Source organism: Candidatus Poriferisodalis sp., from assembly GCF_965219595.1.
GTDB lineage: Bacteria > Actinomycetota > Acidimicrobiia > Acidimicrobiales > Poriferisodalaceae > Poriferisodalis.
Window position 1 is genome coordinate 1844318 of sequence record NZ_OZ244781.1, and the last position, 21667, is coordinate 1865984.

Annotated in this window: 17 protein-coding genes and 1 CRISPR repeat array; of the genes, 12 read left to right on the forward strand and 5 right to left on the reverse strand. The window is 66.7% G+C overall.

Annotated elements, in window-relative coordinates:
- Nucleotides 1-19: 19 nt before the first annotated feature.
- Genes csb2 through cas2 form a run of 3 tightly spaced genes read left to right on the forward strand, consistent with a single transcriptional unit; the run spans nucleotide 20 to nucleotide 3306 of the window.
- Nucleotides 20-1354, forward strand: coding sequence for a type I-G CRISPR-associated protein Csb2 (gene csb2, locus ACOQPE_RS08245; protein WP_420611373.1), 1335 nt, complete (start codon nucleotides 20-22; stop codon nucleotides 1352-1354).
- Between the two features lie 10 nt (nucleotides 1355-1364).
- Nucleotides 1365-3005 carry a CRISPR-associated endonuclease Cas4g/Cas1g gene (gene cas4g/cas1g, locus ACOQPE_RS08250; RefSeq protein WP_420608454.1) on the forward strand — a complete coding sequence of 547 codons (1641 nt, stop codon included), beginning with the start codon at nucleotides 1365-1367 and terminating at the stop codon, nucleotides 3003-3005.
- A gap of 4 nt (nucleotides 3006-3009) precedes the next feature.
- Nucleotides 3010-3306, forward strand: a complete 297-nt coding sequence (gene cas2, locus ACOQPE_RS08255) for a CRISPR-associated endonuclease Cas2 (RefSeq protein WP_420608455.1) — start codon at nucleotides 3010-3012, stop codon at nucleotides 3304-3306.
- A gap of 169 nt (nucleotides 3307-3475) precedes the next feature.
- A CRISPR array of direct repeats spans nucleotides 3476-4238; the repeat unit is 37 nt; unit sequence GGTTTGGCGGGGAATATTCCCCGCCCTTCATTGAAGG.
- Between the two features lie 68 nt (nucleotides 4239-4306).
- On the opposite strand, the gene ACOQPE_RS08260 is transcribed toward cas2, so the two are convergent.
- From ACOQPE_RS08260 to hydA, 5 genes are all read right to left on the reverse strand, one after another.
- Nucleotides 4307-5599, reverse strand: a complete 1293-nt coding sequence (locus ACOQPE_RS08260; RefSeq protein WP_420608456.1) for an ISL3 family transposase — start codon at nucleotides 5597-5599, stop codon at nucleotides 4307-4309.
- A 434-nt stretch (nucleotides 5600-6033) separates the two neighbouring features.
- The gene (locus ACOQPE_RS08265) at nucleotides 6034-7029 is read right to left on the reverse strand and encodes a molybdopterin-dependent oxidoreductase (RefSeq protein ID WP_420608457.1); all 996 of its coding nucleotides are present in this window, start codon (nucleotides 7027-7029) and stop codon (nucleotides 6034-6036) included.
- Between the two features lie 25 nt (nucleotides 7030-7054).
- The gene (locus ACOQPE_RS08270) at nucleotides 7055-8218 is read right to left on the reverse strand and encodes an ATP-binding protein (protein ID WP_420608458.1); all 1164 of its coding nucleotides are present in this window, start codon (nucleotides 8216-8218) and stop codon (nucleotides 7055-7057) included.
- An 81-nt stretch (nucleotides 8219-8299) separates the two neighbouring features.
- Nucleotides 8300-9301, reverse strand: coding sequence for a TIGR03842 family LLM class F420-dependent oxidoreductase (locus ACOQPE_RS08275; protein WP_420608459.1), 1002 nt, complete (start codon nucleotides 9299-9301; stop codon nucleotides 8300-8302).
- 66 nt (nucleotides 9302-9367) lie between these two features.
- Entirely contained in the window at nucleotides 9368-10777 is a 1410-nt protein-coding gene (gene hydA, locus ACOQPE_RS08280; protein ID WP_420611374.1) for a dihydropyrimidinase, read from the reverse strand.
- 132 nt (nucleotides 10778-10909) lie between these two features.
- Between hydA and ACOQPE_RS08285 the strand changes: the two genes are divergently transcribed.
- From ACOQPE_RS08285 to ACOQPE_RS08325, 9 genes are all read left to right on the forward strand, one after another.
- On the forward strand, nucleotides 10910-12277 hold the full coding sequence (locus tag ACOQPE_RS08285; RefSeq protein ID WP_420608460.1) for an MFS transporter: 1368 nt from the start codon (nucleotides 10910-10912) through the stop codon (nucleotides 12275-12277).
- Nucleotides 12278-12282: 5 nt separating this feature from the next.
- Nucleotides 12283-13686 carry a cytochrome P450 gene (locus ACOQPE_RS08290; protein WP_420608461.1) on the forward strand — a complete coding sequence of 468 codons (1404 nt, stop codon included), beginning with the start codon at nucleotides 12283-12285 and terminating at the stop codon, nucleotides 13684-13686.
- Nucleotides 13683-14687 (forward strand): LLM class flavin-dependent oxidoreductase, encoded by a 1005-nt coding sequence (locus tag ACOQPE_RS08295; protein ID WP_420608462.1) that lies wholly within the window; start codon nucleotides 13683-13685, stop codon nucleotides 14685-14687. The genes ACOQPE_RS08290 and ACOQPE_RS08295 overlap by 4 nt, the downstream gene beginning before the upstream one ends.
- 59 nt (nucleotides 14688-14746) lie before the next feature.
- On the forward strand, nucleotides 14747-15604 hold the full coding sequence (locus tag ACOQPE_RS08300; RefSeq protein ID WP_420608463.1) for a TauD/TfdA dioxygenase family protein: 858 nt from the start codon (nucleotides 14747-14749) through the stop codon (nucleotides 15602-15604).
- A 24-nt stretch (nucleotides 15605-15628) separates the two neighbouring features.
- Nucleotides 15629-16840, forward strand: a complete 1212-nt coding sequence (locus ACOQPE_RS08305) for a CaiB/BaiF CoA transferase family protein (RefSeq protein ID WP_420608464.1) — start codon at nucleotides 15629-15631, stop codon at nucleotides 16838-16840.
- Between the two features lie 93 nt (nucleotides 16841-16933).
- On the forward strand, nucleotides 16934-17608 hold the full coding sequence (locus tag ACOQPE_RS08310; protein WP_420608465.1) for an RNA polymerase sigma factor: 675 nt from the start codon (nucleotides 16934-16936) through the stop codon (nucleotides 17606-17608).
- The gene (locus tag ACOQPE_RS08315) at nucleotides 17605-19026 is read left to right on the forward strand and encodes a hypothetical protein (RefSeq protein ID WP_420608466.1); all 1422 of its coding nucleotides are present in this window, start codon (nucleotides 17605-17607) and stop codon (nucleotides 19024-19026) included. Before ACOQPE_RS08310 ends, ACOQPE_RS08315 begins: the two co-directional genes overlap by 4 nt.
- A gap of 92 nt (nucleotides 19027-19118) precedes the next feature.
- Nucleotides 19119-20177 carry a TIGR03857 family LLM class F420-dependent oxidoreductase gene (locus ACOQPE_RS08320; protein WP_420608467.1) on the forward strand — a complete coding sequence of 353 codons (1059 nt, stop codon included), beginning with the start codon at nucleotides 19119-19121 and terminating at the stop codon, nucleotides 20175-20177.
- Between the two features lie 114 nt (nucleotides 20178-20291).
- Nucleotides 20292-21665 (forward strand): amidase family protein, encoded by a 1374-nt coding sequence (locus ACOQPE_RS08325; RefSeq protein WP_420608468.1) that lies wholly within the window; start codon nucleotides 20292-20294, stop codon nucleotides 21663-21665.
- Nucleotides 21666-21667: the final 2 nt, after the last annotated feature.

Here is a 21667-nt window from a genome sequence, read left to right on the forward strand (position 1 = left end):
CACTCCCTGGGGCCGCAATGTGAACGAAGGGCTGCCCGAGTGGCCCCCATCGCCATGGCGCGTTCTTCGAGCGCTGGCCGCTTCGTGGAAGACCCGCTGTCCAAGTCTCCCAGCCGAGGATGTCGGAGCGGCCTTGGGTCAGCTCGCAGGTGCGCCAACGATTCACGTCCCGGCGATGAAGCCTGCCCACCTGCGCCATTACATGCCCCAGATCGCTCATCGTTCGGTCGGCAAGCGCTCCACGACGCTCACCTTCGACACGTTTGCGGTGATGAACCCCAGCGCGTCGATCTTCATCGAGTGGGACGCCGACATGGCGCCTTCGGCACTGAAGGCCCTCGACGAAATAGCACTCGGAATTCCTTACTTGGGCAGGTCGGAATCGATCTGCAACGTGGCGTTGGTGCACCAAGTCGAGGATCGCGCCGGCTATGTCCCGTGGCGACCAGCAGCGAAGGACGATCCGCCGGATGCCGAGATCCTGTGTGCCCAGCAACCCCTCGAGTTGAGTGACCTGATGCAGAGCCCGGACGTCGTCCGGAGGAACAGACGGCTGTTCCCGACGGGGAGCCGCCTTGTGCCCTACCGGAGGATCGACTCGGCAACGGTCCCGACGACCGCCGATGACTGGCGACCGACACACGCGGCAGTGCGGTTCGCAGTTCATCCCCGACCTCGGCCGACGCTGGCCAACGCGGTTGTTGCGGGCGAGTTGCTGAGACGTGCTTCGCTCAGCAAGCACGGAACCCCGTCTGAGACTCTCAGCGGCAAGCGGCCATCTGGAGAGCGGCAACTCGGCAGGCATGAACACGCCCACTACATTTCTCTTCCCGGTCAAGACCGAGGGGGACCATCGTCGCCGATCGAGTCGCTTCTCGTCTGGGCACCTAGTCGGTTGAACGGCGATGAGTTCGCAGCGCTTGCCCAGATCGACTGGTTACGCGCCGGCCGCGCAGTCTCGGGCTTTCCGGACATCGCGATAGCAGTTCAGGGCTTCGGTGATGTAGATGACGTTGCTCGCGAATTGGTCGGGCCATCGTTCGTCTGGGCCTCGTGCACTCCATTCGCACCCGGAAGGCACCCCGCCAAGAGAACCACTTGGCCTGACCACATAGCGACCGAGATCGAACGTGAGCTAACGACGTACCGCGACTATCCGGTGCCCGTCTCTGTCGAAGTGATTGACGGAGACGCTCGTCGGTATCGCAGGTATCGCTTGCGACCCAAGGAGCGCTTGGCGAACAGCCGGTATGCCTCCATGGTCGAAATCCGATTCGCACATGCCGTCAGAGGCCCCATCGCCCTTGGCTCTTTGAGCCACTTTGGGCTCGGCCTCTTCAAGCCGGTCGGGTAGACCCCTCGACGTGGCTGACGTTCCTGAGCTTGTGCCGGCCCGGATGGTCAATGAGTTCGTGTACTGCCCGCGGTTGTTCTATCTCGAATGGGTGCAGGCCAGATTCGAGGACAATGCCGACACGGTGCACGGTCGCTATGTGCATCGCAATGTGGACAGGGGCGGCGGTCGGATGGGTGAGTCGTCGGAGGGCGATCCGGTTCGCGACGCTCGCTCTGTGCTCGTGAGTTCCGAGCGTCTGGGTCTCATTGCGAAGACGGACATCGTCGAGGGTTCTGACGGCAGGGTGGTGCCGGTCGAGGTCAAGCGGGGCCGGCCGCCGAAGCACGGCCCCGCGTGGGAGCCCGAGCTGGTGCAGCTGGCCGCGATCGGGTTGATCTTGCGCGAGAACGGTTACGACTGCGATCACGGCCAGTTCTATTTCGCCTCGTCACGAGAGCGCACAACTGTCGAGTTCGATGATCGTTTGGTTCATCGGACGCTCGACACTGTCGACCGGCTGCGCGAGGTCGCTGCTGCCGATGACCCGCCGCCGCCGTTGGTGGACAGCCCGAAGTGTCCGCGTTGTTCGTTGGTGGGTATCTGCCTTCCCGACGAGACCAATTTCCACACTGGGCGTGTTGACGGGACGCCTCGGCGCCTGACGCCTCGCGATTCGGCTGCGCGGCCGTTGTATGTCGGCCAGCAAGGCGCTCGGCTCGGCATCAGTCAGCGTCGGGTCGAGGTGATGGTGAACCGCGAGGTGGTCAGCAGTGAGCGCCTGATCGATGTGTCGCAGATCAATCTCACTGGCAATGTGCAGGTGTCCACTCAGCTTCTCCACGCAGCGTTCCGGCAGGACATCCCGGTGTGCTGGTTCAGCTACGGGGGGTGGTTCCAAGGGATGGCCCATGGCCTGCCGTCCAAGCATGTGGAGCTGCGGCGGCGCCAGGTCGCGGTGGCAGCGCAGGCAGGCTTGCCGTTGGCGCGTCAGATGATTGTCGGAAAGATCCGCAACTCCCGAACTCTGTTGATGCGCAACTCTCGTGAACCGGTGGACTCAGCCGTCGCGCAGCTGAAGGAGCTCGCTGCCAAGGCTGCTGAGGTTGATTCGGTTGAGTCGTTGCTCGGGATCGAAGGCGCCGCCGCTCGCTCGTACTTCGGCAGCTTCGCGACGATGCTGAAGGACGACCGCCTCGGGACATTCGACTTCGGTGGGCGCAACCGGCGGCCTCCCCGCGATCCCGTGAATTGTCTGCTGTCGTTCCTGTACGCCCTGTTGGTCAAGGATCTCACGGCGGTGGCGTTCTCGGTCGGCTTCGATCCCTACCTGGGCGTCTATCACCGGCCGAGATTCGGGAGACCGGCGCTCGCGCTCGATCTTGCTGAGGAGTTCCGCCCCATCATTGCTGAGTCAGTCGTCGTGAACGCCGTGAACAACGGCGAGGTGGCCGCGAACGGGTTCGTCGTCCGGGCCGGGGGAGTGGCGCTGGAGCAGCCAGCACGCCGAGCAGTCATCGCCGCCTACGAGCGGCGGCTCGACCACGAGGTCACGCATCCGACGTACGGATACAAGATCACCTACCGTCGTGTGCTCGAAGTGCAGGCACGGATGCTTGCAGCAAGCATGCTCGGCGAGATACCCGAGTACGTACCCTTCATGACCAGGTAGAGCCATGAGTGATCGACGCCGGTACTTGGTCTCATATGACATCCGGGATCCGAAGCGACTGCGCAAGGTCCACAAGGCCATGAAGGCATACGGCTGGCCCATGCACTACAGCGTGTTCATCAGCGATCTAGATCGCATCGAGTTGATAGAACTCAAGTTCGAACTCGGCGAAGTGATCCACCACGGAGAAGATACAGTTGCGTTCATCGACCTAGGAATGCCAACAGAACGCGGCCGAGACTGCTTCGATTTTCTCGGAGTAGCGCCGCCACTGCCACAATCTGGACCGGTAATCGTCTGATGCGAGCGGTCCGGTCAGGCCTCGATGCCTGGGCAGCGCTCGCAGCCCTGGAGTACGGGCCTGAAACGCACCTTGACAACAGAATCCTATGCTTCCCGAGCACTCCTGCACAAGGAGCACTCGCAACCGCCCTCAACGCCGCTGGTCACAGCCGGTAGTTTTCGAGAGCGGTTTGGCGGGGAATATTCCCCGCCCTTCATTGAAGCGCTGTAGTCACGCTCGTAGCTATCCAAGATGGTGCGCAGTTTGGCGGGGAATATTCCCCGCCCTTCATTGAAGCACCACCACCCCGCTCGAAGCGGACTGCTCCTACGCGGTTTGGCGGGGAATATTCCCCGCCCTTCATTGAAGCCCGCTTATCGCAGCCGTGCCAGAACGCACCCGTGACGGGTTTGGCGGGGAATATTCCCCGCCCTTCATTGAAGTGTGCAGGGCGACGTGGTGTGCAACGCAGACGGCTAGTTTGGCGGGGAATATTCCCCGCCCTTCATTGAAGGCTCCAGATGCACGCAGGCTACGTCGTTGTCGGGTTGGTTTGGCGGGGAATATTCCCCGCCCTTCATTGAAGGCGCAAGTGAGGGTCGCCGTCATCGCCGCAGCCGTGGGTTTGGCGGGGAATATTCCCCGCCCTTCATTGAAGGGTCTTCGTCGGCTGTGAAGGTGATGCTCACATTCCGGTTTGGCGGGGAATATTCCCCGCCCTTCATTGAAGGCCGACCCGCACCGACGAGAACCACGGCGTCACGTTCAGGTTTGGCGGGGAATATTCCCCGCCCTTCATTGAAGGTCATGGACCGCGGCTGCTGCGCCGACTGTCTCCATTCGTTTGGCGGGGAATATTCCCCGCCCTTCATTGAAGGTGCAGGTCAGCTTGCCGGTGGACCGGCCCGCCTGCCGTTTGGCGGGGAATATTCCCCGCCCTTCATTGAAGGGCGCGTCCCGTCTCACTCATGCCGATGGTCGCTAGTGTTTGGCGGGGAATATTCCGGCTCTTCGTGTTTTAGCGTGGAGTCAGCGTGTCGAGCAGGGTCCAGTCGGGCTTGCCTGCATACAGCAGGACTCGTGTGCGGTAGTGGTCGAAGTTGGTGATCCCGAACGACACCCGCTTGATCAGCTTGGCGAGGTTGTTCGCTGCTTCGGTCGGCCCGTTGGTCACACGCGACCGGTGCCAGTTCGTGATCTGGGTGCGCCAGGTGGCCAGGGTGCGGCCGAGCTTGTTCAGCTCCGCCGAGAACGTGTCGTCTTGGAGGTCGCGGGCGAGCTCGTCGAGCGTCTCGGCGGCGACGCTGCGTTTTGGGATCCGGTAGACGCCGCGCAGGGTCTCCTTCGCGTGCCACGCGTCGCGCACCTCGCCGCGGGGGTCGCCGGCTGCGAGCAGGCCCCGCAGCTTGGCTCGTCCGCGGTCGGTGACTCGCTCGGACGCTTTGAGCAGCAGTCTGCGTATCCGGTAGAGGGGGTCGTGTTTGGTGCCTCGCCCGCCGGTGGTCTCGTTCTGAACCCGGCGGCGCACGTCGTCGATAGCCGAGTTGGCGAGCTTGATCACGTGGAACGGGTCAGCGACCTGGCGGGCGTGCGCCAAAGCGTCGGTGAACGTCTTGCGATAGGGACCCGACAGGTCCATCACGCCCCAGCGGATCTGCTTGCGCCATAGCGACGATCTCGCTCGGATCCATGCGGTGGCCCCGTCGGCGCTGCGACCAGCGACTATGTCGAGCAGCCTGCCGCGGCGGGTGTCCACGATCGTGGTGCCCCAGTGCTTTTCTCGGTACCGGCCGCGGCGGAACATCAAAATCTCGTCCAGGCCCAAAGCGGTTACCCCGTCGAGGCGTGCCGAGTCGGCATCGAGCAGCGCCGATCCCCACCGGTGCACTGCCCGCATCACCGTGTGCCATCCCGCACCCAGCTCGGCGGCGATCTCGCTGACCGCCCGACCGGCACCCGCGCGGCGGGTCGCGTGACGCGCTGCCCGGCTGGTCATCCGCGCCCTGGGCGGCGCGACTGCGGGGTCCTGGTCGGTGAACGTGCCTACCGCGCACGACCCGTCGGGGCAGCGCCAGCGGCGCTTGCGCCACCCCAGCCGCACCGGCCGCCCGAACGCCGGCAGATCAGCCAGCCTCACCGTGCTCGCGCTGTGCGCCCACACCGGCCCCCCGCAGCCGACACAGCACGGCCGCCCCGCCAGCTCGACCCCGATCTCGAGCGGACCGCCGTCGCGGTCCCTCACACCGGTCACCGTCACGCCGGCGCCCAAGCCGACAACCACATGCAACGCGCGAATAGCGTCAACCCTCACAGGGATCCTCCAGAACTCGGGGCTACGAACACCTCCGATTCTGGGGGATCCCTCCCAATCAGGCCGTGACCCTCACACAGCTACTCCACGCGCAAACGCGAAGCGCCAATATTCCCCGCCCTTCATTGAAGGTTCGCGCTCCTGCTCCGACATGTCGCGGGCGTTGTCGTTTGGCGGGGAATATTCCCCGCCCTTCATTGAAGCATTAGGCCACGGCGGACGAGGCAGAAGGTCAGGCCGAGTTTGGCCGATCAATTGATTGGCCCTTCATTGAAGGCTCGTATTCGCCCGTTTCGCGGCCCGGACGTAGCCAAGCATGGTCGGTCATTTGGCCAATCCTTCATTGGAATACCTGTGTGAATGCCGGCTGCCTTGCGCTGTGGGAGTGCTGCGTGGCGGGGCCTGTTTCTCGCCGTTTATTGAGCGACGGCTGGCTATTCGGCTGGGAAGGGGAGCTGGAGCCACCAGGGGCGGCTGACGGGGTCGATACGGCTGACCCACTTCACCCACCAGAAGCCCCGCCTGCCGGGGGCCACCAGCCGCACCGGTGCGCCGTGGCCTCGAAGCAGTGGTTCACCTCCGTAGCCGATGGCCAAGTACAGGTTGGCGGCGTCGCGGGCGGGGAACAGGCGGCTGTAGCCGGTCAGCGAGGTGACTTCCAGCGTGGGCGCGTCGATGTCTGGGAACAGCTCAGCCAGGGGCACGGCATCCCACGACTGGCGGCTCCACCATCCGCCGGTGCAGTCGAGGTCGGCGGTCAGGGGCGCGGTCAGTTCGTGGAGGGCTGCAAGCTGCACTGGCTCGCCTGCGACGGTGAGCTCCCAGTCTGCGGCCGCTACCCGGGGCGACCGGTCATTGAGCCACATGGTCGTCGGCATCTCGGCGGGGTTGAACGAGCCGATCTCGTGCGAGCCGGTGAATCGCCGGTTGTCGCCCACTACCAGCTGCTGGATCCAGTAGGCCGCGCCCGCGGCTGCCAGCGCGATGGCCCCGCCGATGAACGCCCGGCGGTCGAGGTCGCCGATGCCGGGACGGCCCGGCCGGCTGGCGATGTGCCACAGCAGCAGCGGGGCCACGAACGCGACCAGCAGGACGTGAGTCCACAACGCCGACCAGTAGCCCACGCCGTGCCACAGCCCGGTTGCGTGCAACACCCCGAGCACAACGGTCGCAACGACGAGAGCTCCGAGCAGCATCGACAGCCATCGGCTGGCACGGCGGCGCTTCAGCCCGGTGCGCACCGAGCCGCGGAGTTTTGCGGGGGCCAGCGCCAGCAGGCTCAGGCCGGCGAGGGCGTGCGTGACGGTCAGCCAGCGGCCCCAGCCGGTGCCCACCGCCCACGACGCCAAACCCGTCCCGACCGCAACGATCGCCGCAGCTGCCAGGAGCACATCGACCTGCCGGGCGGTGAGCTGTATGCCGAGCCTCATGCCATGGCGATTTGCCGCAACGCAGTCATGGGCGCACGTCGTTGCTCGTCAGCAGCTCGCCAGCACCGACAGCGGTGATGCGCTCGTCGAGGGCGAAGCGGTGAGCGCCCGCGTGAACGACGTAAAGATGATCGAGTTCGAGGTCGGCAAGGGCACTGCGCATCGAGCGGGTCACCGAGGGCCGCTCCGTGCGTTTGATCTCGAACCCCAGGGTCTGCCCGCCGACCACGAGACGCAGGTCGAGTTCAGCACCGCCGTGCGTCGACCAGAACGCCGCTGTTGCCCGAGTCGCGCTGTCGAGGCGGGCAAGGAGCAGTTCGACCACCAGGCCTTCCCAGCTCGCGCCGAGCCGGGGGTGACGCTCGAGTTCGACATGGTCGGCGATCCCGAGCAGTCGGTGCAACAGGCCGGTGTCGCGCACATACACCCGCGGCGACTTGACCTGCCGCTTTCCGACGTTGGCGAACCAAGGCGGCAGCTGGCGCACGACGAGCGCATCGGTGAGCGCATCCAGATAGCGGCGCACGGTGCTCGCCGAAACATCGACCGATCGGGCAACCGCGGCGCCGTTCCACGTCTGGCCGTGAAAGTGAGCGACCATCGTCCAGAACCGCCGCATCGCGGCCGCCGGGATGCGGACGCCGAGGTTGGCGAGGTCGCGTTCCAGGAAGGTGGTGATGTAATCGTCCCGCCAACGGTTGGAGGACGGGAGGTCTGGCGCAAGGAAGGAGGGGGGCAGTCCGCCTCTCAGCCAGAGTTCGTCGAGCCGCTCCCGGCCGAGGTCGTCGAGACGGAAGCCGGTCAACTCGACGAAACGCACCCGGCCGGCGAGCGTTTCGGCGCTCAGCCCGGTCAGGTCGGGAGAGGCGCTGCCGAGGACGACGAACCGGCCCGGCCGGCGATGCTGATCCACCAGCACACGCAACGATTTGAAGAGTTCTGGCATGCGCTGTGCCTCGTCGATCACGATGGTCTCGCCGCGGTCCCGCAACGCGAGCATCGGCTCGGACAGGCGGGCGTGGTCGCGATAGTCCTCAAGGTCGAAGAACGCGGCGGGCGAGGGCGCGATGACGCGGCGCACCATCGTCGACTTGCCCGCCTGGCGTGGTCCCGTCAGCAAGGTCACCGGCGCTTCGGCAACCGCGGCGCGCAGCGCTTGTTCGTCAGCCGGCCGAGGCACGAAGGCCATGTCCGCCAGTTTATCGTTGAAAATCGTTCATTTTTCGGAGGATTTTCGTGTTAGAAATCAGCAGCCATCTCCTCCAGCCGCTCATGCCCCGAGCGCCGGAATGATCCGCTGGCCGTAGGCGTTCAGGGTTTCGTCCTTGGCATCGTGCATCAGGTAGATGGCGAACTGGTCCACGCCGAGATCTCGCAGTTCGCGCAGGCGCGAGACATGGCTGCTGGCGTCGCCGAGAATGCAGAACCGGTCGATCACCTCATCGGGCACGAAGTCGGTGTGGACGTTGCCGGCCTTGCCATGCTCGGCGTAGTCGTAGCCCTCGCGCCCAGCGATGTAGTCGGTGAGGGCTTGGGGCACCGCGCCCCCGGTGTCGCCATACCGCTCGACGAGATCGGCCACGTGGTTGCCGACCATGCCGCCGAACCACCGGCACTGGTCGCGTTGGTGGGCAAGGTTGTCACCGACATAGGCGGGCGCCGCCACACAGATGTACAGGTCGTCGGGGTTCCGTCCGGCGTCGGCCGCAGCCCGGCGGACGGCGGCGACGGTCCACTCGGTGATCTGGGGATCGGCAAGCTGCAGGATGAACCCGTCGGCCTGCTCGCCGCAGAGTTGCAGCGCCTTCGGTCCGTACGCCGCCATCCAGATGTCGAGCCGGCTGCCCGACGACCACGGGATCTGCTGGCGGGTGCCGTTGTAGGTCACCTCGCAGCCTTCGGCCAACCCCTTGATGACCGTCATCGACTCCGACAGCGTGGCCAGGCTGGTGGGACGGTGTCCCAGCACTCGCATGGCCGAGTCGCCCCGGCCGATGCCGCACACCGTCCGGTTGCCGAACATGTCGTTGAGCGTGGCGAACAGCGACGCGGTGACCGTCCAGTTCCGGGTTCCCGGATTGGTGACCATCGGGCCGACAATCATTCGGTTCGTGGCCGACAGCATCTGGCTGTAGATCACGTAGGGCTCTTGCCACAGCACATGGCTGTCGAAGGTCCACCCGTAGTCGAACCCCAGCGTCTCTGCTCGCTGGGCCAGATCAACCACTCGCCACGCGGGCGGATCGGTCTGAAGAACAACGCCAAAATCCATGTTCTCAGTCCCCCGATCCGCTCCGCTGCCCGAACGCTCCGTTGCGTCGGGCCATGGTGATGCCCCCTACTGCAGGTACTGGCAGAGACCCCGGCGCAGGTACTGGCCGTCGCCGGCCCGCCCCAAGTACTGGTTGTCGTCGATGATCTTGCGACCCCGAGAGAACACCGTGTCGACATGTCCTGTCACATCGACCCCTTCATAGGCCGAGTGGTCGATGTTCATGTGGTGGTTGTCCACGCTGATGGTCCAGCGATGCTCGGGGTCATAGATCACGACGTCGGCATCCGAACCTGCCGCGATGATGCCCTTGCGCGGGTACAGGCCCATCATCCGGGCCGGGGTAGTGGCGCAGAGCTCGATCCAGCGTGCCAAGCCGATCTCGCCTGTCACCACGCCCTGGTAGATCATGTCCATGCGGTGCTCGACGCTGCCGATGCCGTTGGGTATTGCCCGGAAGTCGTTGAGCCCGAGCTCCTTCTGCTCCTTCATGCAGAACGGGCAGTGGTCGGTGGACACGACGGCGAGATCGTTGGTGCGCAGACCTTTCCACAAGGCGTCCTGGTGGCCTTCTTCGCGGGAGCGGAGCGGCGGCGAGCAGACGTAGGCGGCACCCTCGAAACCGGGCCGGTTGAGCTGCTCTTCCAGGCTGAAATGCAGGTACTGCGGGTAGGTCTCGGCGAACACGTTCATGCCGGCGTCGCGTGCGAGGGCCACCTGCTCGAGGGCCTCGGTGGCTGACAGGTGCACGATGTACAGCGGCGCAGCGCCCACCTTCGCCAGCTGGATCGCCCGGTGGGTGGCTTCTGACTCCAGCTCCTTGCGGCCCACGTAGCCATGAGTGACCGGCGCTGTCTCGCCGCGCTCGAACGCCTGGGCAGCCAGCACGTCGATGGCCAAGCCATTCTCGGCGTGCATCATGATCAGCCCGCCGTTGCCGGCGGCCTGCTGCATCGCTCGCAGGATCTGCCCGTCGTCGGAGTAGAAGACCCCCGGATAGGCCATGAACAGTTTGAAGCTGGTGATGCCCTCGTTGACCAGCAGGTCCATTTCTTTCAGCGAATCGTTGTCGACGCCGCCGATGATCATGTGAAAGCCGAAGTCGACAGCGCAGTTGCCCTCGGCTTTGGCCATCCATTCATCGAGGCACTCGCGCACGTTCTCGCCGTAGCGCTGCACGGCGAAATCCACGATCGTGGTGGTGCCGCCCCACGCTGCGGCTCTCGTTCCCGTCTCGAACGTGTCCGAGGCATACGTGCCGCCGAAGGGCAGCTCCATGTGCGTATGCACGTCCACGCCGCCAGGCACGACGAGCCGTCCGGAAGCATCGATGACCTCAGCGCTCTGCTCGGCGGCAACGGCGATGTCGCTGCCGGGTTGCAGCACTGCTGCGATCTGCTCACCGTCGATCAGCACCTCGGCCGGATCTGCCCCGGTCGAGCTGACAACGGTGCCCCCCTTGATCAGCGTCGTCATCTCCATGTTTGTGCACTCCTCGCTCCGTTGGGAGTCCTTGGTGCGTGGCTGGAGGAAAAAAACGAGTCTAGATCAGCCCAAAGAGGGGTTCTGAACCGACGCAGCAGCCGCCTCATCAGGCAGGATGTAACGATGTCCAAACGCAGCACCACCTTCCGCGGCTGGAAGGTGGTGGGAGCGGGGGCAGTGATCCAAGGGCTGCAGTCGGCGCTGATCATGCACGCCATGGGCGCCTACTTCGTCGAGCTCGAAGAGGAGTACGGCTGGAGCAAGACGGCGCTGTCGGGCGCGTTCGCGATGAATCGCGCCGAGACGGCGCTGCTGGGGCCGGCACAAGGTTGGCTGATCGACCGTTTCGGACCCAAAGCCATCACCCGAGCAGGCGCTGTGGGCATGGCGGTCGGCTTCGTGTGGTTCAGCCAGCTGCATTCGTTGTGGCAGTTCTACGGCGCATTCCTGGTCATGGCCGTCGGCAGCGCGTTCTGCGGATTCTTGACCGTCACCGTCGCGATCGTCCGATGGTTCGAGCGGCTGCGAGCGCGCGCTCTGGCATTCGGTGGCATGGGCCTCGCTGCGGGCGGGGTGTGCCTTCCGCTCGTGGTGCTGTCGTTCACATGGTTCGGCTGGCGCTGGACCGCTGCGGTCACCGGCGTCGGGGGTGCCGCTGTCGCGTGGTGGCTGGCCAAGTACCTCGACGGAAGCCCTGCCGAGTTCGGCCAGGAGGTCGACGGCGGGGCCAAGATTGTCGCTGACGGGAGGACGGTCCGCGCGGAAGGCCTCACCGATGTCCACTTCACGGCGAAGGAGGCGATACGCACGCGAGCGTTCTGGACGATCTCGTTCGGTCACCTGAGCGCCCTGTTCGTGGTGGGCGCCGTGATGGCGCACCTGCAGCTCTACCTGACGTCCGAGCGGGGCTACTCGCCGCAGCATGCCAGCTTGTTCGCTGCAGCACTGCCGCTGATGCAGCTGGCCGGCATGGTGGTGGGCGGCTGGCTCGGCGACCGGGTCAACAAGCGGCTCATTGCGTCGGTCGCCATGTTCGGGCACGCGGGCGGCATCTTGCTGCTGGCGTGGGCGCCCAACGCGTTCGTGGTGGTGCTGTTCGTAATCTTCCACGGGCTCGCGTGGGGAGCGCGTGGGCCGCTCATGCAAGCCTTGCGAGCCGACTACTTCGGTTCCTCGGCGTTCGCTGCGATCATGGGCGTGAGTTCGCTCATCGTGATGATCGGGCCGATCGTCGGCCCGATCGCCGCAGGGCGGCTGGCTGACACCACCGGCAGCTACGTCACCGGTTTTGTGGCGCTTGCAGTGCTCACGGCGCTGGGCATGCTGTTTTTTGTCGTCACGAAGCCGCCGGCGCCGCCGGAGCGAGGCGGCAGCAGCCCTCGCAGGCCTGCGGCCAAGCCGAACAGCGACGATGTCGATGCTCCCGCCGTCGCTGAGGGGTCGAGCGACGGCGCGGACGTGGGTTCCGCGCAGCGTCAGGTGGCAGGCTGAGCGGCGTGAGCACGGTTTGTGCCGCGAGCGGCTCGAACAGCACTGCACCGGATCCGACGCAGTTGTTCGATCCGCGCACGTATCTGGACGGCGTGCCCCACGATCTGATTGCCGAGCTGCGCTCGTGCGCCCCGGTTCACTGGGTGCCCGAGCCGGAGCTCATGGGGTGGGAGGCCGGACCTGGCTTCTGGGCGGTGCTCACGCACGAGCTCATGAACCGGGTGCTGCGCGATCCGGGGACGTTCTCGTCCCACCTCGGCGGCACGCAGATCCGTGACCCGGGGACCGCTGCGATGCTCGAATTCGTCCAGCGGATGATGCTCAATCAGGACCCGCCGCAGCACACGCGGCTGCGGCGCCTGCTGATGCGCTCGTTCACACCGAGCGCGGTGGCTGAGCTGGAGGCCACCATCTCTGCTCGGGCCGAACGGCTCGTCAGTGCCGTCGTGCATCGCGGGCACGCCGACTTCGCCAAGGAGGTCTCAGCCGAGCTGCCGCTGCTGACGCTCGCCGACATCATGGGTGTGCCGTCGCAGGACCGGATGCTGCTGTTCGACTGGTCCAACCGGGTCATCGGCTACCAGGACGCCGAGTATTCCGTGTCCGACGCATTCGATCCGGCAACAGGGACCGAGATGGCGCAGCGCGCCTGTGAGGTGCGAGCCCAGATCCGCCCCGGTCCCGACGGTCGCATGCCCGACCCGCGCTCACGCGAGGGCCTCGCAGACATGTACGCCTACGCGCACGATCTTGCGACCTACAAGCGGGCGAACCCGGGCTCTGACGTGGTGTCAATCCTGCTGGCTGCCGACGACGCCGAGGGCGGCATCACCAACGAAGAGTTCGAGACCATGTTCTTCCTGTTTGCCGTGGCCGGCAACGAGACGTTGCGAAACGGCATGCCCGGCGGGCTGTGGGCGCTGCTGCAGCATCCCGACCAGCTCGACAAGCTGCTCGCCGACCCGGATCTGCTGCCCGGTGCCATCGAGGAGATGCTGCGGTTCATACCGCCGGTGGTGCACTTCCGCCGCACGGCCTCGCGCGATGTCGAACTCGGCGGCCGCTCCGTGCGTTCGGGCGACAAGGTGGTGGTCTTCCATGTGGCGGCCAATCGCGACCCGGCCGTATTCGCCGAACCTGACCGGTTCGACATCGAGCGCAGCCCGAACGACCACCTCACCTTCGGGGCAGGTCCGCACTTCTGCCTGGGCGCTCACCTGGCACGCCGCCAGATGTCCGCGATGTTCACCGAGTCGTTGTGGCGAATGCCGAATCTGCGCCTCGACCCGGCCCGCAGGCCCGAGCGCCTGCTGTCGAACTTCCAGCACGGCTTCAAGCACCTGCCGGTGCTCTGGGATGTGCCTGCCGGCAGCGAAGCGGCTGCCAGTCGCGAGGCGGCTGCGCAGTGACCGGGCGCCCCGCTGCGCCGCCCATCCGGGTCGGCGTCACACCCGACGTGAAGCTCTGGTCACGACCGTGGGCCGAGCGCCGTCGCATGCTCGAACTAGTGGCCGACGCGGGCATCGACCACGTGTTCTTCGCCGATCACGTCAGCTTCCGGATCGGGCACGGCAATGACGGCATGGTCACTGCGGCGGCGCTGGCCAACCTGCATCCCACGCTGGGCGTGTATCTCGGCGTGTACCTGCTGCCGCTGCGCCACCCGATTCCCGTCGCCCGCCAGCTCGCGAACCTGGCGGAGATGGCACCGGGACGGATCAGCTTCGGCGTGGGCATCGGCGGCGACGACCGCCACGAAGTCGAAGTATGCGGCGTCGATCCGCGAACCCGGGGGCGCCGAACCGACGAGTCGCTCGGCATCGTGCTGCGGTTGCTGGCCGGCGAGACCGTCGATCACGCAGGCGAGTTCTTCTCATTCGAACAGGCCCGCATCGTCCCGCTGCCCGACCCGCCCATCACCACCTACGTCGGCGGCCGTTCCGACGCCGCCATCCGCAGGGCCGGTCGCTTCGCCGACGGCTGGCTGGGCATCTGGTGCACGGTCGAGCACTACCAGGCGGCGCTTCGCCTGTACGCAGAGACGGCCGCCACCGAGCGGGCGACCGATGCCCCTGCGCCCGGCGCACCGGATCACGGCATCCAGCTGTGGATCGGCCTGGGCGACACCCGCGAAGAAGCGGCCGGCTGGGTCGGCCCGGAGCTGGAACGCTTCTACCGGGTGCCGTTCAAGGCGTTCGAGAAGTACACGCCCTGCGGCAGGGTCGACGACATCGTCGAGTTCTTCATGCCGTACCTCGACGCCGGCTGCCGCCATATCAACATGACGCTGTGTGGAGGGAACCCCGATGAGGCGATACTTGCAGCGGGGGAAGTGGCACAGCGGCTGAAGCAGGCAGACCCGTTCGGCGTCAGCGCCCGATCTGTCGATGCCGTCATGACGCCGAAGTGAGCTGGTCGAGGCAAGGACGCCGCAATGAACGCGACAGCAACGAACGCGACAGGGCCGTCATGAGCATCACGGCCAAGCCCCTCGCCGGCGCACTCGGTGCCGAGCTCTGGGCACCCGACGGCGAGCCGCTCGATGTCACCACGATTGACGACCCCGGGTGCGCAGCGATCCGGGAGGCACTGTGCGCGCACCACGTCGTGGTGATCCGAGACCAGCAGATGGATGCAGCAGCGCTCGCACGTTTCGGCCGTCGCTTCGGCGAGCTGGAGCGTCACCCGTATCTCGGCGGCACCTCGGATGAACCCGAGGTGGTGCCGGTCATCAAAGAGCCCCACGAGACGGTCAACTTCGGCGGCGGGTGGCATTCGGAGATGTCGTTCCTGGAATGCCCCCCGATGGCGACAGCGCTGTATGCGGTGGAGGTGCCGAGCTTCGGCGGTGACACGCTGTTCGCGAACCAGCAGGCGGCCTATACGGGGCTGTCCGACACGATGAAGCGCTTCGCCGAGAGCCTCAGCGCGGTGCACTCCGCAGCCCGCCAGTACGGGCGGCGAGGCGATTCAGACCGGTACGCCGGCCAGCGCAGCTCGATGAAGGTAGAGGTGTCCGACGAGGCGCACGCACAGCTGACACATCCGGTCGTGCGGACCCATCCTGAGACCGGCGCGAAGGCGCTGTATGTGAATCGGGCGTTCACCGAGGCCATCTCGGGCATGCGCCGGCACGAGTCGAAGGCGCTGCTCGACATGCTGTGGAGCCATGCGGTCGGCGAGCAGTTCACGTGCCGGGTGCGGTGGGAACCGGGAACGTTGACCATGTGGGACAACCGCAGCGTCCAGCACTACGCGCTGAACGATTACCACGGGCAACGCCGGCACATGCTCCGGGTGACGATCGCCGGCGACCGGCCTCGCTGAGTCACTGCGCGGGAGGCTGAGTCGATGAGACCGCTGGCAGGCATCCGCGTGGTCGACATGAGCCGCGTTCTGGCCGGGCCCTTCGCCGGACGGATTCTCAGCGACCTCGGAGCAGACGTCGTGAAGGTGGAACCCCCCGAGGGCGACATCTCGCGCCTGTGGGGCGTCAATCGAGCGGGGCTCGCCGGCTTCTATACCCAGCAGAACGTGGGCAAGCGAAACGTCTGCATCGACCTGCGTGCCGAGGGCGGAGCCGAGACGGTGAAGCGGCTTGTGGCGGAGGCCCATGTGCTCGTCGAGAACTTCCGACCGGGCGTCATGGCGCGCCATGGCCTGTCGTTTGCCGAGCTGTGCCAGGTCAATCCGGCACTGGTGATGCTGTCGATCAGCGGTTTCGGGCAGGAAGGTCCCGATTCGCAGCGAGCGGCCTATGCGGCGGTGCTGCACGGCGAGTCGGGCTGGATGGCTCGCGCCGCCAAGATCCACCAGCAGCCGCTCCAAGAGCCGTACCTGGCCGTCGCCGATACCAACGCGGCGCTCCATGGATCCATCGGCGTCCTCGCCGCGCTGCGCGTCGCCGAGACGACCGGGCACGGCCAGCACATCGACATCGCGATGCTTGAGTCTTTCTTGGCGACCGATGAGGGGAGCCAGGCCGGACTCGACGGCGGGAACTACACATCCCAAGGCGGGCTCGTATGGGACGGTGTGGACGGGCCAGTTCTGACTGCAGGCGATTTCCGATGGATCTGGCGGCAGCTGAGCGAAACCCATGGGCTTGCGGACCCATCGCCCCCCGATGCCGACATCCCGACTAAGCGGGCGCACCGCGCCGGGGCGATCAACGCGTTCCTGAGCTCGTTCACGACCCGTGCGGAGATGCTGTCGGCCCTCGACGAAGCCAACCTGGCATGGGGTGACATCCGCACGACGGCGGAGGCGCACGAATCGCCCACCGCGACCCATCGGGGTTCCTCGGTGGAGATCAGTGCTCGCGACGGCGGCACGCGCCGCGTGACCCAGACGCCGTACAGATTTGCCGGTGCTACTGCGGATTCGGCGGCGGTCTCGGGGGTGACATCGGACTCTCTGGCGCCGTACCTCGGCGAGCACAACGGCGAGGTGCTGGCGGAGTGGCTGGGCGCCGGCCGCACAGAAATCGACGCGTTGCGCGAAGCAGGCGTGCTCGTCGAGGACGACTTCGCGGCCGAGCGGCGCGCGCACGGGCGGCCGTGACCGTCGGCCATGACGTTCATGCAACGATCTTCATGGAACCGAAACAGTCCGGCAGGAGTCTGAAGGGATAGGCAGTCTTCGTGGGGACTTGGCATGGCTGGCGCGCCCGTTGCATTGACGATTCCGGCAGTGATGAGCTGGGGTCTGCGTCCCGATGCTTCGCCGATGGCTGCCCCGATGACGGAATCGAGCACGATCGGCTCGGCCGCCATCCGCCCAGGACTGACGGTGAGCGCGGCTGAGGGCGGGCCGTCGACCGGGGCCGGCCCCATCGATGCGGTGGCGGTCCGCTTCGAGGACTTCTATGCGGCCCATCGCGACGAGTTGGCGCGGGCGCTCGGGATGGCACTGCGCGACAGCGCGCTCGGCGCCGAAGCAGCCGACGAGGCATTTGCACGCGCATGCCAGCGCTGGGGACAGGTCAGCGCCTACGCGAATCCGCAGGGTTGGGTCTTCCGCGTCGGGCTGAATTGGGCGCGGTCGTGGCTGCGACGGGTTCGCCGGGAACGAGAACGGCGACCCCTGCTGGCCCAGCCGCACGCCACCGAGGACCGGACGCGCGACGTGGACCTCGAGCGGGCATTGGCGACGCTCAATGATTCGCACCGCGCGGTGATTGTGGCCCGCTTCTACCTGGACTGGTCGGTGGCCGAGACTGCCGATGCGCTTGGCGTCGCGACGGGCACCGTCAAGAGCCGTCTCAGCCGCGGTCTGGAACAGCTGCGCGAGGTGCTGGGAACGGCAGCCGACGAAGAGGACGGGTCGTGACCGACGAGGATCTCCTCCGCGGGCGGCTGCGCAGCGCAGCATCGGATATGCCGGTGGGCTCCGGCTCGCTCGCGGGCGTCCAGGCGCGCGCAGCCCAACTGCAGCGTCGACGCAACGCGGTGCGCGGCGGCATGGGCGCCTTTGCGCTCGTGGCGGTTGCGCTTGTCGGCGTGGTGTCGCTGCGCGGCGGCGGGCTTGATGAACTCAGCGACTCCGTGGTTTCCGCCGAGCAGCAGGAGGCGGCCGAGCCCATGTCGGCGACGACTGCTGCTGTCGCATTCAGCGTCGCTGAAGAGGACATGGCCGAGGAGGAAATGGCCGACGAGGCTGCCGCTGAGATCGTGACCGCGGCGGCGGCGAGCGATGACGATTCCCAGCAGGACGCAGCGGAGCTGTTGGAGGACGCCGCTGCTGGCGCCGCCACGCCGCCCGTCGGCGAGACGCTCGAACCGGCGATAGCTGGCGAGTCGGAGAATTGGGACAGCAAGCCGCCGGCCAGCAGCGACTCCGAAGCGGCAGTGTTCGCCACGACCGTGTCGATCGTGAATCCGCCGCCAGCGGCCGAGGGCGCAGACATGCGCTACTCGTTCAGCGGCGCGCACGCCGTCGCCCGCGCTGCCGGCAACTGGTACGCGTACGACGGCGCGGACTGGCAGTCGGTGGGCCTGCCCGATGACATGGACGTCATGGCGGTCGATCTCTCCGGATCGGGGCGCATTGCCGTGCTCGGTGTGGTTCGACCGCTCGACTGCGCACGTGAGCAGGTGGTGGCGATCCGCACAGGCAAGCAGTGGAGCTACGTGCGCGTCGATGACGACACACCGCCGACGGTGGGGTGGGAGCTGCTCGATGCCCGGATTCGCGTCACCGACACCGCCATCGAACTCGAGCGCGTCGAGCGCCTGTGGCTGGACGAGCAATGCACAGGCTCAGCGGAGTACGAAGCGCCGACCGGTGCGGCAGCAGAACTCGTCACCGAGCTGGAGGAGCTCGGCGAAATCCAGCGTGACAGCTGGCCGCTCGCACGGTTGGACGGGGGGTTCGCGGATCGCTGGCCGCACGTGGCTCGCTCCGACGCCGATGCTGCCGCAGCATCCGGCGCCGACTTGGATTGGACGACGATGAGTCCGCCGACGTACACGGTGCCTGCGCTGCAGCTGACTCCCAGTCGATCGGCAGACGGGGGTACCGCAACCGTGGCCCTGCACGAGGCCACCGTCATGGATGTCGCCACGACGGTGCACGTCAGCCATGGCATGGCGATGCTGCGGCGGGGCGGACAGACGTGGGAGGTCTGCCCGATCACCGATGAGGAGCTGGACCAGGTCAACGGGGAGGTCGGCAGGGCGGGCGAGCATCTCGCGGTCGTCGTCGGCAAGCCGGAACAGACGCTGTTCATCGTCGAGCGCACCGAGTAGCGGCGGTCGGTCAGGCGGCCGTGCACCTGCTGCGCGTGCCATGCAGCCGATGAATCGATTTCACGCGCAGGCAGTGTCCTAGTGTCTCGCAGATGTCAGACAGAGCAGTGGCACCGCAAGAGTTTCCCGAGCTGGGCTTCTACATGCTGCCTGGCGATGCGCTCGACTCAGGAGATGCCCTCACCGAGGTTCGAGCGGCCGAAGCGATGGGGATCGGCCGGGCCTTCCTAGGAGAGCGGCCCAATCGCAAGGAGGCGGGAGCCATCTGCGGTGCCGCCGCTGCGGTGACCGATTCCATCGGCATCACGCTGGGCGTGACCAACATCAACACCCGCCACCCGACGCTCACCGCGGGCCTCGCGCTGACGGTGCAGAGCCTGGCTGGCGGGCGATTCACGATGGGCTTCGGGCGCGGCGTCGCCGTGGCGCAGCAGATCATGGGCTTGGAGCCCGTCACCACGGCCGAGCTGGAGGACTTCGCCTTGGTCATGCGCCGGTTGTTCCGGGGCGAGATCGTCGGCGACTACGACGGACCGACCGGTCGCGTTCCGATCTTGCTGCTCGACATGACGCTGGACGAGCACCTGCCCCTGGCACTGGGGGCGATGGGGCCGAACACGCTGGCCTTGGGCGGGCGCTGCTTCGACGACGTGATCCTGCATCCGTTCTATTCCGACGAGACCGTGGTGCGCTCGGTGGACGCGGTCACGGTGGCGGCCGAGCAGGCCGGGCGCGATCCGGCTGAGGTGAAAGTGTGGTCATGCTTCGTCGTGGTCAGCGACGAGGTGCCGCATGAGTTGCGGCTGCGCAAGACGGTCGGACGGCTGGCCACCTACCTGCAGTACTACGGCGACGTGCTGGTGAGGGTGAACCGCTGGGATCCCGAAGTGCTGGCGAGCTTCCGTGCGGACGAGGTCGTCGCCAAGTTCCTTGCCCCGATCGACGGCACGGCCACGGTTGCCGAGCTTGAGCACATCGGCGCGCTGCTGCCGGATGAATGGCTGGCCCCGATGGCAGCGGGTACGCCGGCCGAATGCGCCGCGGCGGTGAGACGCCAGATCGACCTCGGCTGCGATGCTGTGCTCATGCACGGCGCAACGCCTGCCGAGCTGGCAACGGTGATCGACGCCTACCGGCAGATCGGCGCGTGAACGCGGCGGCTGCCTCAGCCGCGACGGCACTGCACCCAGAACCTGCCTGCGACGTCAGAACTAACGTCGGCGCAGCGCCGGGGCGAGATCGGCGCGTGGGGATCAGGGGACAAGATGGCGAGCGATGACCCGGGACTGTGGAGTGCGAGCGAGCAGGCGAGAGCCATCGCCGCGGGGGAGCTGTCGAGCCGCGAGCTGACTGCCCATGTCATCGACCGCATCGAGCGGCTCGACGGCGACATCAACGCAGTGGTCACCCGCGACTTCGAAGCGGCGCTCGAGCGCGCCGCTGCTGCCGATGCTGCGCAGGCGGGCGGTGGCACACTCGGGCCGCTGCACGGCGTTCCGTTCACCGCCAAGGACGCCCTGATGACCGAGGGCATCCGCTCGACCGGCGGGGCGCGGGAGCTGACCGACAACATTCCCGACACCGATGCGGCCGTGGTGGCGGCCTGCCGTGCTGCGGGAGCGATCGTGATCGGCAAGACCAACCTGCCGCGCTGGTCGGCCGACAACCAATCGTTCAATGACCTTTTCGGCACCACCAGCAACCCGTGGGACCTGACGAAGGTGCCCGGCGGCTCCTCGGGCGGTGCGGCAGCGGCGACCGCCATGGGCTTCACAAGCTTCGAGATCGGCACCGACATCGGCGGTTCGATCCGATTCCCGGCTTCGTACAACGGCATCTGGGGCCACAAGCCGAGCTTCGGGGTGATCCCGACCACGGGTTACCTCGATCACCTGCGCGGCGGCACCACCGAGCCGGACATCAACGTTTTCGGCCCGCTGACGCGCAGCTGCGACGACCTGGAGTTGCTGTTCGACGTGCTGCTGCGCACCGAGGAGCCGTGGGTGCCGCAGCTGCCGCCTGCGCCGGATGACATCGGCGGCTTGCGTGTCGCCGCATGGCTCGACGACGACTACTGCCCGGTCGACGGGGACGTGCTCGAGGTCATGAATGCGGCTGTCGCGGCCCTCGAGGCCAGCGGCCTGAGCGTCGACCACGCCGCCCGTCCGGACATCGATCCGATGCCGGCGTGGGAGACGGGGCTGTGGTTGGTGCGGGCCGCCATGACGCTTGCGGGCCGCGGCGAAGGCCCTGGCCATCGTGAATGGCTCGAGCGTCACATGGCGCGCGAGGAGTGCCGCCGCAAGTGGGCGGACTTCTTCACCGGCTACGACGCGATCCTCATGCCGGTGAGCTTTCACCCGCCCTTCGACCACATGCAGGAGGGAACCTTCGCCGAGCGCCGCATCCCCGCAAACGGCATCGAGCGGCCCTACATCGAGATGACCCGCTGGACGATCCTGACCGGCATGTCGTACCTGCCCGCCACCGTGCCGCCGCTGGGCCTCACCACTCAGGGCCTGCCCGTGGGGTTCCAGGTGGTCGGCCCCTACGGCGGCGACCGCACCACGATGGCGCTGGCCCGCCGCATCGGCGAGCTCACCGGCGGCTATCAGCCCCCACCCCGCGCGCTGGCGTGATC